The organism is Paenibacillus tritici, assembly GCF_018207515.1.
Taxonomy (GTDB): Bacteria; Bacillota; Bacilli; order Paenibacillales; family Paenibacillaceae; genus Paenibacillus_AQ; species Paenibacillus_AQ tritici.
Window position 1 is genome coordinate 4,605,118 of record NZ_CP073365.1, and the last position, 14,505, is coordinate 4,619,622.

15 protein-coding genes are annotated in these 14,505 nt (G+C 50.1%); 6 read left to right on the forward strand and 9 right to left on the reverse strand.

Annotation, left to right across the window (positions count from 1 at the left end; translation table 11 throughout):
* Positions 1-30 precede the first annotated feature (30 nt).
* Positions 31-858: an Rpn family recombination-promoting nuclease/putative transposase gene (locus KDC22_RS19915; RefSeq protein ID WP_173132959.1), complete on the forward strand. Its 828-nt coding sequence runs from the start codon at positions 31-33 to the stop codon at positions 856-858.
* A gap of 61 nt (positions 859-919) precedes the next feature.
* On the opposite strand, the gene KDC22_RS19920 is transcribed toward KDC22_RS19915, so the two are convergent.
* The 5 genes from KDC22_RS19920 to KDC22_RS19940 all read right to left on the reverse strand — a co-directional run bounded on the left by KDC22_RS19920 (position 920) and on the right by KDC22_RS19940 (position 6,124).
* Complete coding sequence (locus KDC22_RS19920) at positions 920-1,771, reverse strand: MurR/RpiR family transcriptional regulator (protein WP_211720094.1); 852 nt, start codon at positions 1,769-1,771, stop codon at positions 920-922.
* 61 nt (positions 1,772-1,832) lie between these two features.
* A complete protein-coding gene (locus tag KDC22_RS19925) occupies positions 1,833-2,894 on the reverse strand; it encodes a DUF871 domain-containing protein (RefSeq protein ID WP_343221777.1) in 1,062 nt (353 codons plus the stop codon).
* 19 nt (positions 2,895-2,913) lie between these two features.
* Positions 2,914-4,332: a PTS transporter subunit EIIC gene (locus KDC22_RS19930; RefSeq protein WP_211720096.1), complete on the reverse strand. Its 1,419-nt coding sequence runs from the start codon at positions 4,330-4,332 to the stop codon at positions 2,914-2,916.
* A 27-nt stretch (positions 4,333-4,359) separates the two neighbouring features.
* Positions 4,360-5,247 (reverse strand): N-acetylmuramic acid 6-phosphate etherase, encoded by an 888-nt coding sequence (gene murQ / locus KDC22_RS19935; RefSeq protein WP_211720097.1) that lies wholly within the window; start codon positions 5,245-5,247, stop codon positions 4,360-4,362.
* A 355-nt stretch (positions 5,248-5,602) separates the two neighbouring features.
* Positions 5,603-6,124, reverse strand: a complete 522-nt coding sequence (locus tag KDC22_RS19940; protein ID WP_211720098.1) for a copper amine oxidase N-terminal domain-containing protein — start codon at positions 6,122-6,124, stop codon at positions 5,603-5,605.
* Between the two features lie 144 nt (positions 6,125-6,268).
* Between KDC22_RS19940 and KDC22_RS19945 the strand changes: the two genes are divergently transcribed.
* Together KDC22_RS19945 and KDC22_RS19950 are read left to right on the forward strand one after the other, a co-directional pair.
* Positions 6,269-7,240 (forward strand): helix-turn-helix transcriptional regulator, encoded by a 972-nt coding sequence (locus tag KDC22_RS19945; protein ID WP_211720099.1) that lies wholly within the window; start codon positions 6,269-6,271, stop codon positions 7,238-7,240.
* Between the two features lie 93 nt (positions 7,241-7,333).
* Positions 7,334-7,852, forward strand: a complete 519-nt coding sequence (locus tag KDC22_RS19950; protein ID WP_211720100.1) for a DinB family protein — start codon at positions 7,334-7,336, stop codon at positions 7,850-7,852.
* 26 nt (positions 7,853-7,878) lie between these two features.
* Here KDC22_RS19950 and KDC22_RS19955 read toward each other — a convergent pair whose 3' ends face one another.
* Complete coding sequence (locus tag KDC22_RS19955; protein WP_211720101.1) at positions 7,879-8,982, reverse strand: Gfo/Idh/MocA family protein; 1,104 nt, start codon at positions 8,980-8,982, stop codon at positions 7,879-7,881.
* 125 nt (positions 8,983-9,107) lie between these two features.
* Between KDC22_RS19955 and KDC22_RS19960 the strand changes: the two genes are divergently transcribed.
* Positions 9,108-9,458 (forward strand): winged helix-turn-helix transcriptional regulator, encoded by a 351-nt coding sequence (locus KDC22_RS19960; protein WP_173132932.1) that lies wholly within the window; start codon positions 9,108-9,110, stop codon positions 9,456-9,458.
* Here KDC22_RS19960 and KDC22_RS19965 read toward each other — a convergent pair.
* Positions 9,455-9,787, reverse strand: coding sequence for a hypothetical protein (locus KDC22_RS19965; RefSeq protein ID WP_173132929.1), 333 nt, complete (start codon positions 9,785-9,787; stop codon positions 9,455-9,457). The two genes, KDC22_RS19960 and KDC22_RS19965, sit on opposite strands and share 4 nt — an antisense overlap.
* Before the next feature lie 238 nt (positions 9,788-10,025).
* Positions 10,026-10,940, reverse strand: a complete 915-nt coding sequence (locus KDC22_RS19970; RefSeq protein WP_211720102.1) for a hypothetical protein — start codon at positions 10,938-10,940, stop codon at positions 10,026-10,028.
* Between the two features lie 528 nt (positions 10,941-11,468).
* Between KDC22_RS19970 and KDC22_RS19975 the strand changes: the two genes are divergently transcribed.
* On the forward strand, positions 11,469-11,981 hold the full coding sequence (locus KDC22_RS19975) for a GNAT family N-acetyltransferase (protein WP_173132923.1): 513 nt from the start codon (positions 11,469-11,471) through the stop codon (positions 11,979-11,981).
* A gap of 13 nt (positions 11,982-11,994) precedes the next feature.
* Here KDC22_RS19975 and KDC22_RS19980 read toward each other — a convergent pair whose 3' ends face one another.
* Complete coding sequence (locus KDC22_RS19980) at positions 11,995-13,584, reverse strand: PucR family transcriptional regulator (protein ID WP_211720103.1); 1,590 nt, start codon at positions 13,582-13,584, stop codon at positions 11,995-11,997.
* A 132-nt stretch (positions 13,585-13,716) separates the two neighbouring features.
* Here KDC22_RS19980 and KDC22_RS19985 point away from each other — a divergent pair, with 132 nt between their 5' ends.
* Positions 13,717-14,502, forward strand: a complete 786-nt coding sequence (locus tag KDC22_RS19985; protein ID WP_211720104.1) for an acetoacetate decarboxylase family protein — start codon at positions 13,717-13,719, stop codon at positions 14,500-14,502.
* Positions 14,503-14,505 lie beyond the last annotated feature (3 nt).

The window sequence follows — 14,505 nt, forward strand, 5'->3', positions numbered from 1 at the left end:
TATAATAATAATGAATGGAGTTGATGGCCGATGGAATTACTGGACCCGCGTGTAGACTTTGTATTCAAACGGATATTTGGCAGCGAGAACAACAAGGATGTACTATTGGCATTTCTTAACCGCATTTTCACCGAAGCTGGCGAGCCGCCGTTGACTGAGATTATTTTAATGAATCCATATACGGATAAAGACGATCCCCTGGACAAACAATCCATCTTTGATGTTTATGCCAGGACCTCAGAAGGTAAACTGATTGATATAGAGATGCAACTGTTTAATAAGTACGACATAGAGAAAAGAACGCTTTTTTATTGGAGCAAACGTTATGCAAGTCAACTGAGTGAGGGCGAGAAGTATCCAGAGTTGAAGAAATGCGTAACGATCAACATTTTGAATTATTCGTTCTTGAAGAATGAACAATATCATAACGTATTTCATCTGCGGGAAGACCGGACAGGGATATCCTTAATTGACGACATCGAGGTTCATTTCTTGGAATTACCGAAACTAGATGAACGTAGTGTTCCATCTGAAGGCGGACTGATCAATTGGCTATTATTCCTGAAAGGTGCCGATACATCACACTGGGAGGTGCTGAAGATGAATGAGCCGGGACTAGAGAAGGCGATGGATACCCTGCAATATCTGAGTCAGGATTCAGAGGCCAGACGATTGTATGAAGCGAGACAGAAATATTTGCATGATGAAGCCTCCATGTTGGGAAGTGCTAAATTGGCAGGTATGAAGGAAGGCATAAAGGAAGTAGCGAAGAATATGCTTGACTTGAATCTGGACATAATGACCATTGTTAAGGCCACTGGATTAACAGAGCAGGAGATCAATGCGTTGAGAAAATAAAAGTTGGGAGCATCCTATGGCGGGTGCTCCCTTTCTATAGGTATTCATCTATGTTTCAACATCAGTCATTCAAAACTTCAATCATCTGCCTAGTCTTCGCCAGCTGCTCCACAGTCAAATCATGCTGGGCAGAAGCATATACGCTAAAGACAATATCAAGCACGAATAATTGGGCAAATCTTGAGCTGGTTGCCGCACTGCGAAGTGTGGCTTCCGGGGCTCGTGATGTAAATAAAGAAACATCCGCCAGCTGGGAAAGCTTGTTATTTCCAGGACGGGTCAGGCTGATGGTTTTGATCCCATGCTCCTTGGCCCGTTTGATTAATTGAATGACCTCGCCCGTCTCCCCGCTATACGAAATCCCCCAGAAGACAGCGTTCTCTGATTTCGTAGCCATAGCTGCCGCCAATAAATGACGGTCAGAAATAGCATATACATTTTTGCCGAGCCGCAGCCATTTCTGTGCCGCATCCTCTGCAATAATGAAAGACGCCCCTATCCCATACACATAAATAACCTCTGCCTGCTGTAACAGGCTCACGGCCTGCTCAATCGAATGCGGGTCCAGTTGACTGGCCGTATTCTGAAAGGTCAATATGGTATTCGACAACATTTTATCAATGATCGAATGGACCGTTTCATTGGATTCAACATCAAAGTAGCCCACATAACTCGTGTTCTCTACTTCAGCGGATAAGCGGATTTTAAGCGCGGGGAAGCCCTCGATGCCCAGTGACCGGCAAAAACGGACAACCGCCGCACTGCTCGCCTCCGCCTTCGCTGCTAACTCGTGGATGCTCATATGCATCACTTCTTTAGCATTGGCAAGAATGTACTCCGCTACTTTTTTTTCTGATTCCGGCAGTTCATTTAAGACCAGTTCAATTTGAGAAATCATGCTTCCTGCTGCCAAGTTCTAAACTCCTCTCCTCAGTCAATTCTTCTTATTGTAACAAAATAGAGGGGAGTTATCATTAAGTAGCAGCCGTGAAGCTAAAGCGCCTTCCGCCTTGTGTGACGTAGTCCAATAGCGGAAGGTCCTCTTCTATCACATGACCAATCACATTAACCGCTTCATGTGCCGGCAGATCTCTTAAAGTGATCTGTAGCTCATGTTCATACCGGCCATACAAATTATTATCAACGGTAATTGTCCCTCTAGGCCGCTTGTTCGTATGCATAGGCGCAATACTTCGGTTCATTCCAAAGCGGTCCTGATCTGTCCGTGCACTCTCAGAGCGAATCACATCACGGGCAGCGTCAAGGCGGTTCCGGTGGACCTTATCCCATAAGGCATAAGGCAATGCCTGGGTTACCCGCAAGGGAATAATCCCTTCCTCATACTGCTGAAATTGAATCTGAGACTCTTCTGAAAGGGTTAAATCGCCAACGAAAATTTTGTCCACCGCACAATCCTGCTCTAATTCCAGGTAGGCCAGAAAAGAAGATTGATTCCGGTGCTTCTCTAAGGTAGGCAGACTTTGAAATAACGGTTTTCTCTTCAGCCCGTCTCCCGGAATAAAGGCCATTGTCGTAATGCCTTCCGCTTGCAGCCATCTGTTCTTCGCTGTAAATGCTTCCTTATCCAGACCTGTCTCCGGGCGGGGATAATAATTATGCCAGGCTTCAATGTTCTCAAGACAAATCGAATGCTCTTTCAATGCTGCTAAGAATTCCGGGGTTAAGGTGCTGGCATTTAAGGCAATTGTCATCCTGTTAGAGTAGGCGGCAATGTCACGGGCCTCGAAGCCGAAATCCATCCGCAAACCTGTAACACCAGCCTCCAACAGAAAGGGTAACGAAAAGTTCTCCAGTGCCTTCCCGGAAATATCCGCCATCAGGTTCATTCCTAACCGCCGGGTAGCCTTTGCAATCTCCAGCAGCTTCTCCTTCAATACTTCGAGCTCATCCTCCGGCATATGAAGAGAGGTGAATATTTCGCTACAGCCTGCAGCCTTCATGTGTTCCATATAATTCACATTGTCTTCTAATGTGCGGTCCGCTACAAAAATTGAAATTCCGAGCACTGGAATCACCTCAATATCTCAGAGTCGCTTACTCCTGTTCGGCCATAGCCTCTTTGGGTGTACCGAAGAGATAAGTGGCAATGAATCCGCCAGCGTATGCTGCGATTAAGCCTATTACATATTTCAGCCATAATCCATTCGCAATCAAGGGAATTAACGCAACCCCGGAAGGACCAATCGCAATGGCTCCAACGTTGCCGAATAAACCGATGACCGCACCACCAATCCCGCCGCCAATACAAGCTGTAACAAACGGACGGCCCAGCGGTAAAGTAACCCCGTAAATCAAGGGCTCGCCGATTCCCAGAATACCGACCGGAAGAGCGCCTTTAATCATGTTCGTCAATGATTTATTCTTCTTGCAGCGAATCCATAAGGCGATGGAAGCCCCAACCTGGCCTGCCCCGGCCATAGCCAGCATCGGAAGCAGCAGCGTCATCCCTGAATCATTGATCATCTCAATGTGAATCGGTGTCAATACCTGATGCAGCCCTAACATCACAAGCGGCAGGAACGCTGTTCCTAATACAAAGCCTGAGAAGGCTCCGCCCACTTCTAACGTCCAGTTAATCGCTCCGATTAAATTACTGGAGATGAATCCGGCGAACGGCATGATGAAAAAGATAGTAATCAGCCCTACGGCCAGCAAGGCGATTGTAGGGGTAACGATAATATCAACGGCATCAGGAATCACTTTGCGCAAATATCTCTCAACGATGGACAGAATCCATACAGCAATGAGAACGCCGATCACCCCGCCTTGACCCGGTGTCAGAGGTGTACCCGTAAATATATTAGTTATGGTCAGGTCTGCTGTAACCCCTGTTAACAGCGTTACCCCGCCGATTACTCCCCCGAGAGCAGGCGTAGCTCCGAATTCTTTGGCGGCATTAATACCGACATAAATCACCAGGTAACTAAAAATAGCATTTTTGATGACATTTAAGATCGTCACATATTGCTGCCAGGTTGCTGTGTCCAAATTACCCGCTGTAATATTGTTCGTCAGAATCGAGCCAATACCGGCAATTAATCCGGCTCCAACGAATGCAGGGATAAGCGGGATGAATATATTTCCGATCTTCCGCAAAAAGTTTTTGAACGGAGTATCGTTCTTCTTTTTTAGCTGCGCTTTCATTTGTGCGCCTTTGGCCTGTAATTGTTCAGCCGAAGTGGAAGGATCGCCCTCAGGACCGCTTGCTTCCAACACTTTACCGAATTCTTCAGCTACTTTGGTTACAACTCCTGGTCCGAGAATGACTTGATAGGTTTCATCATCCACTACTCCCAGAACCCCGTCGATTTGCTTCAAGTCTGCTTCAGCGATCCGGCTGCGGTCCACAACGGTTACACGAAGACGAGTCATGCAATGGGTGTACTCGGTTACATTTGCACGGCCGCCGATAGCCCCTAATATGTTGACCGCTAAATCATGATATTTACTCATGTTGTTTGCCCCCTTCTTCTGATCGTATTATTGAATCGCCTGACGGACGAAGCCTTGTGATTCTTCCAGCCGCTGCACAGCTTCTTCTTTCGTTAGCCCCGCAAGGATCATTACAATAGCAATCTTAGGCTTCTGATCTGCCTGCTTCAGAACACGCTCTGCCGTTTCAGCATCACACTCTGTTGCATCCATGACAATCCGTTTGGCACGTTCTACAAGCTTTTCATTGGTTAACTGTACATCCACCATTAGATTTCCATATACTTTGCCCGTACGAATCATTGAAGCTGTGGATAGCATATTGCAGATTAATTTCTGCGAACTTCCAGCCTTCAAACGTGTTGACCCGGTTAACACCTCCGGTCCATTCACGACTTCAATCGCAATCCCGGCAATTCTGCCAATCGCTGAATCTTTGTTGCAGCTCACGGCCACCGTGGGTGTTCCAATAGACTTGGCATATTCTAATCCGCCGATCACATAGGGTGTGCGTCCGCTGGCGGCAATGCCGACGACAACATCTGAGGCTGTCAGCTTAATATCCTGTAAATCCTGTACCCCTAATTGTTCATTGTCCTCTGCACCTTCGACTGCTTTGATGAACGCCCTCTCTCCCCCGGCAATTAGCCCAATGACCTCCTCAGGTGCTGTTCCAAAGGTTGGCGGACATTCAACAGCATCAAGCAGGCCGATACGTCCGCTTGTTCCAGCCCCCATGTAAATTAAGCGCCCGCCTTGTCTGATCGCCATGGTAATCACTTCTACGGCTTCGGCAATCTGCGGAATGACTTGTTTCACAGCCTGTGCGACCTTGTGGTCTTCTTCATTCATCACTTTCAGAAGCTCAAGAGGTGTTAACTCATCCAGGTTCATGGTCTTCTTATTGCGGGTCTCCGTTGTCAAATGCTCTAACATGATTTCCATCATCCTTTTCCGTTTATGAAATCGCTCTCTAAATGCAGAATACCATTACTGAAACATTATTTCAACATAATTATTATTTTATTAAAATTAAATATCATCGAGAAATTGAACACATACAAAAACAAACCCCTGCGATGCACACAGGAGCTTGTTCATGTATCCTTCTTCTATAGTTAGCGCCATCATTCATGTTATCAACGCCTCGTTTTGTAGTCGCATCTACGCTCCAAATCCCATAACCCTTCGTGGCCCGTGTAGCCTCTCTCGCTGCAACCACTGTAGAGTTTGGACAAAGCACGACTAAGTAAAATGGGCGGCTCTTAATAAAGAACGATTATAGTTATATTCATTTATTATTCAAGAAATAAGTATCCTTGTCATTCCTACCGTCTCCGACAAAATGAGGATAGCTGATGAACGCTTCACGTTTCTTGGCATTCCAGTCCAGTGAACCGCCAATGGCATCATTAACGAACCGCAATGGTATGTATAGCTGCTTATTCACCTGCTGGAAGGCTGCGGAATAGGTAATCTGCTTCCCGTTCACAGAGGCCATCCGGCTGCCGATCTTCATGCTGCCTGTCGTAAGGATGTTGTTAATGGTGATCATCCTAGTATGTTCATCATAACTAACAGTAGCCCCGCTGACATATAACTTGTCCAGTGAGAGCATCACGGTATCATTAATCAGTGTGGCTCCCCCTGCGGAGGTGGTGATCGGCGAGTTATTCAGATAGATTTGAATCGCGGGTAATTGGGCGGATGGGGCGGAACCGGAAGCTGCTGTAGCCGGAGCCGGGGAATGAGACACACCCGTGACCAGAACGCTAAGACCGATAATCCGCATGATTTTTTTAAAAGTGATCATAATGCGCCCTCCTCTCTCAGAAAATACCATATTTCACATCATAGCATAAAGCGGATGGAACAGCAGAATATTAAATGGTAGACTGAGAAAAAAATGCCCGCATTCATCGGTTGGATGAAAAGCGGACCTGGGAGAGAGCTTCAAATGGCAAAATGGGATAATATGCTGGCTATGCTATGGATGCTGCGGTCCGGCAAAAAACTCACGGCCGCACAGATTGCGGACAGTCTGGAGATCAGCGTCCGTACCGTGTACCGGTATATCGACGCGCTTGGTGCCAGCGGCGTGCCGGTGGTTGCGGAATCCGGGCATGACGGCGGAGTGTATATTCTGGACAGCTTCAGCGAGACGCCTCTGTTCTTCAACGCGTTAGAGCTGAAGGCACTGGTGGATGCCTATAAATTCGCGGTCGGCGCAGGTTATCCTTATGCGAAGGAGCTGGAGAGCGCCCTCAAGAAGGTGGAGAACGGACTGCATGAAGAACAGCGCCATGACTTGTCGCTTCACACCAGCGGCCTCGATGTCATTGCCCCGTCCCGGGCGCCGTCTGTGGTTCCCTTGTTGCGGGAGCTGGAGCAGGCTGTGAAGGACGGGCGGACCGTACACCTCACGTACCGGAAGGTGAATTCTGCGCAGGCCGATGAACGGGATGCCGATCCGTATGGACTGGCTTATGACCGCAGCGAATGGTATGTGGTCGCGTTCTGCCACCAGTCAAGGGCAATGCGGACCTTCCGTGTGGACCGCATTGCCGCGCTTAAGCTGACGGATACCTGCTTCGAGCGGCCGGAGCAATTCTCGGTGTCTGACTACTTCCGCAGCCAAGCAGAAGAGGAGCGGGAAGAAGACGGCCCTCTTACGGTTATCCGCATCGAGGGAGAGCCGGATACGCTGAACAAGCTGTGCAGTAATTGGCATCTGCGTCACTATTTGACGGAACGGACCGACCGGGAAGCGCGGTTCCTGCTCGATGTTCCGTCCATGAACAAGTACCTGCCCAAGTATCTGCTGTCGTTCGGGACAGCGATCCGTATCCGGGAGCCGCTTGCACTGAAGCTTCTGCTTCAGGACAGAGCCCGCGAGATCAGCAGGCATTACATGGACGATGCCGATTGAACTTCACTGACAAGGTTTGTCAGTGAACCTGTTATACACTAGGAACAAGACAAGGCAGCCACATTGCCAGAATAACGAGAGGAGAATGGAGCCATGTTTCAACAACCGTACGCGTTATATGATTACCATGTATGGGCGAATCAGCGGATATTCAACCATCTGGAGCAGTTACCGGAGGAGGTATTTCATGCGGAGGTGACGAGTGTGTTCCCGTCCGTGGCGCGAACCTTCGGACATCTGTACCGCTTCGAGCGGCTCTATCATTCCGTGCTTGCGGAGGTGCCTACCGAAGAGATATTTCCGAAGATTCCCGTCTGGACCGCAGAAGCGGAGGGGGTCTCCGTGGACGGGATGCGGAGACTGTTCGCCGGCACTGCTGAACAATTCCACGATCTGATGGATCGTACCCCCGACCCGGACCAGGCCATGACGATTGTGCATCCGTCCTATGGCAGTCTCCACACCTGCTCCTCCGACATCCTGCGGCATGTGGTCAATCATGGCACCTACCACCGGGGCAATGTCACCGCCATGCTGCGCCAGCAGGGATATTCCGGCGTTCCGACCGACTATTTATTTTATTTGGTGGAATGCCAGGAAAGCGGACAGTAAGCGGGATGACAAGAAGCGGAATATCGTTATCCCACTTCTTGTCGAACTCCCGAAGCACTCGCTGCACGGATCGCATCCAACAGACGATGCAGCCGCACCGCTTGGCTGAAATCGGGCAATTCGGCCTCTTCCCCCGCAAGCCGCTGGGCAAAAAGAGCATACAGATGAGCAACATTGTATCCGGGATCGGGAAACAGGTTACGTACCTGTGAAGCATAGGCGTCCGGCGTTTCCAGTAGCTCTGTCTCCCCGGAAGCACGGACCAGCTGAAGCGTCAACCGGTCCATCTGAAACATCAGCCCATCCCGGGGGGTGATGAGCAGCTCCCCTCCGGTTCCGATGATCCGCAGTGTAAACCCGGGGGCACCGGCATTCACGAATTGGGCAGAGACGAGGGCGTTCTGGGCCAGCCTCCCGTGAACGAGCACGTGATCCGGTGCGTCCGCCGTTACCCTTTGCCCAGTCTCAAGGACATTCACCTCGGGGTACTGCGTGTCTAACCTGCCGGATACCTCCACAAACGGAGCAACCATATATTCAATCGCATCAAGTACATGGGCCGCACCGATGGTCAGTTGATCTGCCCCATTCGCCTCATCCAGCAGATAGACATGTGCAAGATCTACTATTCCATTCGAAGTCGGAAATACCGGCAGCGTAACGACAGCATTCACAGCCAGCACACGGCCAACCGCTCTTTCAGTGACCAGGTCCCTGATATAGCGGACCGCCGGATTGCCCCGTGCCTGGAGTCCCGCCACATGCTTCACTCCCCGTTCTTCCGCAAGTTCAAGCAGCGCTTGCGCTTCTGCCGTATTCCGGGCCAGCGGCCATTCGCTGTACACATGCTTGCCGGCCTCCAGGGCTGCCCGGAGCAGCCGGTCATGCTCAGGTACTTTTACCGTTACCGCTACAACATCAATTTCGGGCCGTTCTGCCATCTCAGATGTACTTGTATAGTAAGAGGCTATACCGTATTGTTCGGCTGCCGCCTGTGCGCTTTCGACCCGCGTACCGGTTACCGCCTTCACTTCATAAGCCTCAATTGCCGCCAGTGCGGGAATATGAGCCTGTCCACCCCATCCGCCCGCTCCGACAATCCCTGTTCCCCATACCTTTTTGGTGCTCATCCAAAGTGCCTCCTTCGTTAGTGTATGCTGACACCATTGAATATAAAGGATATAATCGAAACAAAAAAGTACGCACTTTTGAGTAATATAGTTACCAATCGGGTACGTTGAAGGAGACATCTGAGATGACATTTGAGACTAACGAGGGGAATGACGCTACAGTACCAGGCCATAAAAAGCATAACAATCCTACCGAGGTTACGCTGGAGGTAATCGGCGGCAAGTGGAAGACTGCGATTCTCTGCCTGCTGGCCGAGCAAGGGGCGCTCCGTAACGGGGAGATGCTGCGTCAGCTTACACCCATTACCCAGAAGATGCTGACCCAGCAGTTAAAAGAACTGGAAGCCGATGCGCTTATTCTTCGTACAGCCTACTTGGAAGTGCCGCCTAAAGTGGTCTACGAGCTGACCGACCGCGGAAGAACACTGCGCATGGTGCTCGATCCGCTCTGCGAATGGGGCAAGCGATTTGTTTAGACCTTAAACAATATAATGATCTCGGTGAGCAGGACCAGACCGGCAGCGGACACCCCCAGCGAATTAATAATCGTCAGCGCATCCGGGTAGCTCTCTTTCCGGAACTGAGAGCACAAGGAGACCGTCCATAATACGCTGAAAAACAGTCCGGCAGACCCGCAGCCGTGCTCGTTCAGAACCTGTCTTCTCCGCCGGAAGAATCTGCCGAGCCCGGCAAAGGTGAATGCCATATAAATAATAAGCTCAGCCGATGAAATGGCGATGACCTCGCCTGCCGAAAAAAGATGCATCAATGCATACTGAATGCTAAAACCCATAATCACAAGCATGTTAAAGGAAACCTTGTTCACTCTCAAGACCTCTTCCCCCTTCTGCGTAAACATGTAACACAGGCATAGATAACGCTTACATTATAATTGTAATCGTTTTCCTTTTCTGTGATTAATGACGCTTCGGGCCTATAGGAAGATATGCTTTACGGGTCTTTGCGCCCGGGTTATGCACACCAAGAAACCGGGCTGCTTCGGCAACAGCCCGGTTTCTGCTACAAGATGCAAGTGGTCTTGACTACATCGCTTCCAGATAATCCATTACAGCCTGAGTTTTCTTATCGCCATTCTGCTCTACAAGCAGCAGGAAATCATCCAGCCCGGTCAGCAGCCTACTGTTCTCAATCTGCTCAGGCCCTGCCTCGGAAAGGGTATTCTCATAGGCGATTGCCGCTTTTAGAAGAATGACCTGGGTTTTCTTGTCGAACAGCGGGGTGTTGGGACTTCCGTTGAACACAAGTCTCTTCGCGGCTTCAAAGGCTTGTTGCATGGCTGCATTACGGTTAGAATTCTTGTATGTCTGCACGAAGGCTTCATATTGCACCGCCCGTTCCACAACCTCATACCAGTCCACCTGTAACGTTCTGTTGACTACAGCCGGTTGCTCCGACTCTGCGGCCATCAGGTCGATGTATACCTGCAGATCTTTGCTGAGGTACGGCTTGAATACCTTGAAGCTCTTGTATTGAATGACCGGAACAAAACCGCCGTCCCTTCCCAGCTTATAATCCATCGCCGCCAAGTCTTGCAGTACAATCCGTGACTCGGTCCGCTTCACCTTGGAGCGTGCCAACGCCATGGTCATGCCGGGGGTATCTATATTTTTGATATCCAACTGAATGACAGGCTGACTCATACGTTTGGTAGCTGTAGGCAGATAGGCCTTTAAAGCATTCTCCAGATGCAGAACCGCCAGGTTAGCCTCAGACGGCGTCATCTGACTGATGCGGTTAACCAGGGTTCCTTGGGCCAGACTGAGTGAAGAAGGTTTCTTCACCCTCTGTTCAAATAAGCTGAAGGCTGGTGTAGGCTTCACCGCCGCTGCCGCTGCATTCTGCGGAACAGCGCCAAGGACAGTAATCCCGGCACTCGTCACCAGGAGCAGTGAGCCGAGAGCGGCTGCTATGCTTTTGGTAAGTCTGGTTGGTCTCATATGCACACACCTTTCAGGGTTCATCGGAAGTTTTTATTATTTTACCATACATTAACAAAGGGTTCATAATCCTGAGCGCACACTCTGCTGTGATGAACAGCAAGTTATCGTCACCCTTTGGCATAATGAGGTGCACTAATACCCCTCATTGACTCATTTAGCCCCCGTCCAGCGAATTCAGGTGCATTAATACCCTTCATTGACCCATTTAGTCCCCGTCCGGGACCCATTTAGTCCCCGTCCGGCGAATTCAGGTGCATTAATACCCTTCATTGGCTCGTTTAGCCTCCACCCGGTAAATTCAGGTGCATTAATACCCTTCATTGGCTCATCTAGCCCAAATCCGGCATAGTGAGGTGCACTAATCCCCCTCATTAGCTCATTTAGCCCCCGTCCGGTGAATTCAGGTGCAGCTCACTTGGCAGATGAAGCACTACCCAAAGAATTATCACAGAGAATATCAATCCGATACAGGATAATGATTGCATGAAATCAGAATCAGGTATTTTACGGACAGGAGCGAACTGAATGAACTTATCCGAAGCTTGTACGACTAACCGAATGTACTTCCGCCTGCTGAAATCAGAAGATACCGATGTGGTATACAGACAATTCTCAGACCCTGATATGTGCAGATACTTCAGCGAACCGCCATGTAGTTATGAAGAAGCCCAAGACATCATTCAACATTACAGCGCCCCCGAGGGCAAAGGCCACCACCGTTACGGGATGTTCGATCGAGAGACGGATGCCTTCATCGGTACCTGCGGCTATCATTACTGGGACCTGGAGCTGAAGCAAGTCGAGATCGGTTATGACATCTGGAAAGAGTACTGGAGACAGGGCTATATGTCGGAAGCCTTACCGGTGCTCATCAACATCTGCTTAGAGCATCTAGGCGCAGATTGTATCTATATCCTGACCCATCCACAGAACGCTGCTTCGATGGCAAGTGTGCGCAGGTTTGGTTTTGAAGAGTGTGAGCCTTGCAGAAATGTTGATGAGCAGCCGCAGGTATGTATGAAATTGATTCGGAGTTAATTTCACTTCACAATCATGAATCAGCATTGCACATTGCTCCCACAGCCCTCAGCTTATCCAGATAATCCGTCATTTGATAGGACATATACAGCCTCAGCATATTGTCGATTTGGCTCAAATCAATCTGAATCAGTTCGTCGATCTGGCGTAACCGGTAACGCAGGGTGTTGCGGTGGACGAATAGTTCGTCGGCGGTCTTTTGCAGCTGCTGGTTGTTCTTCAAATAATAATAAAGGGTGTGGTACAAGTCAGCATGATGCTTCTTATCATATTCACGCAGAACCGTAAGTGCCGGATGGCTGACATCCCGGGGATCATGCTGCGCATGAGGAGACAACAGATCATACAGCTGTACATCAGCGTACAACACCCGCGGTTCTGAAGGCCAGACCACTCGTCCTATCTCCAGCGCTTTGAGCGCTTGCAGATAATATTTGCGGCATTCCGCCAAGTCCGTGAATTCCCTGCTGACCCCCAGGCGGATCTGGTGGGTGACGAGGAATTTCCGCATGTTAGCATCGTAGTCTCTTGGTTTAGCCGTTACAGAGTCACGCTCGCTGACCCCCACCATATTTTCATGGTAAAAGATCAGGCGCTCCTCCCCGAAATACAGGTGCAGCTGATCCCTCAAATAACCGTTGTATGTGCCGGAAGCCTCATACCTCCCAAGATCCAGCACCATCACGGACAGTCTGCCCGTGCGCAGACGTTTGCCGCTCCGCAGGCTCTCCTGGACTAACCGCTGCCCGTTCTCCTCATTCTCTAACAGCCCGTAGAGCAGTTCTTCATATTCAGCCTGGCTGGAATTGCGGTAAAAGCTGTTCTTCGCCAGCTCCGCCGCCACCAGCTCGGCCGTGAAACCAGCCAGTTCATGATCCTTCTGGAGAATCGGGCGTGTGCTGCCCAGCACAATAACATTGCCGACAGGCTTGCTGCCGATCCTGACCTTAGCGACCAGCTTAGTCACTTGGCTCCCGCTGCATTCCACCTCGTAAGCCTCTAACGACTTCATGCCGTTCTGCACGCTTGTCATCTGATGAATGGCAGCGATGAAATCATAAGAGCAGTAGCCCTTGTGCAGATTGTCGCTCCAGATGGGATCGCTAACCCCGCTGATGTCTGAAGAAGCCAGAACCTTATAACTAACATCCAACATAATCACCGGATTGCCCATCAGCTCCGCCGCAGCCGAGACGATAGCATCCAGACCTTTGCCGGCGACACAGGCTTGAAGCATTCTGCCCTTGGCCTGCTCCCGTTCAGCCTCTTCCAGGAACAGCTCCCGGACCTGATTATACATCTCGAACACATCTTCTTCCGCTCCGAACTCAATCCGGTTCTGTCCGTTGTACATCTGCCGGGGTTGCCCGGTAGAAGGCTCCGCAGCGTCATTGATCAGCATCAGGCTGGCCTGCTCCATCCCTTCTGCGTGATCCGGTAACCGCGACCGGTTGCCCACATAGATAAATTCAGGCGCGAAATGAGTCAGGCTCTTCGTAATCAGGATCGTATCCGTATAATCTGCTATTCCCTCTGTATTCCTCTGAATATGTACCGCTTGCTTGGCAAAATGTCTGCTAATTTGTTCAAAGTTAACACTCATCGCTCTCACCTATTACTTATTATAGTGCGCCGCGCACAAAATTCCCATTTATTTTTATATTTACCATATATATAATCAATGGAATGTTAATGTTACATTATTCCTGACCCTAAATCACAGGAGGCGCTTCCGATGAGCAGCTTTGTCAAAGATGTGAATGAGATTGCCATAAGAACCAATACACCAACGACCTTCTATAATGCCGAGACCTTAACCGTCTATTGGGAGACTTCTCCCGAGGTGATCCGCAGGATTCTGCCCGCACCGCTTACGCCGGGTCCACGGCCGCTTGTACATGCTTTTGTAGCCAACTATCCCCGCACCAGCTTCAGCGAGCCTTACCGTGAAGCCGCAGTCTTCGTCCTGGCAGCATACAACGGGCAGCCGGGCACCTACTGCCTGTCCATGCCGATCAGTGATGATATCGCTATGGGCCTGGGGCGTGAGATTTACGGCTTCCCCAAAAAAATGGCCGACATCAGCCTTCAGCGAAAAGATCAGCATGTGGCAGGCAGCGTCTCCCGGCGGGGCACTGAATTCTTCCGCGTAGAGGCTGCGCTCAGCGGTAAATTGAATGCCGTAGACGGACAGGACATCATCTCCGCCCAATACGGTGACGGCCTGCCGGTCTTCAATATGAAGTATTCCAAGTCACCCGATGGCCGCGGCTTCGATCTGGGACCGCTGCTGATCCGGCAGACTGCCTCTATGAATATCAGTGTGCGCAGCGCGGCAGAAGTGGAGATTCACCTGCTGGATTCTCCGCATGATCCTTGGGCCGAACTGGAAGTCGTTCATATGCTGGGCGGCATCTACACCGTCAGTAATACGGTCCTTGAGCGCGGTGAGGTCTTGACTGCCGTTGATCCTGTACAGTTCCTCCCCTACTCCAACTTGCGCTGGGATTGGTGGACCTAAAGG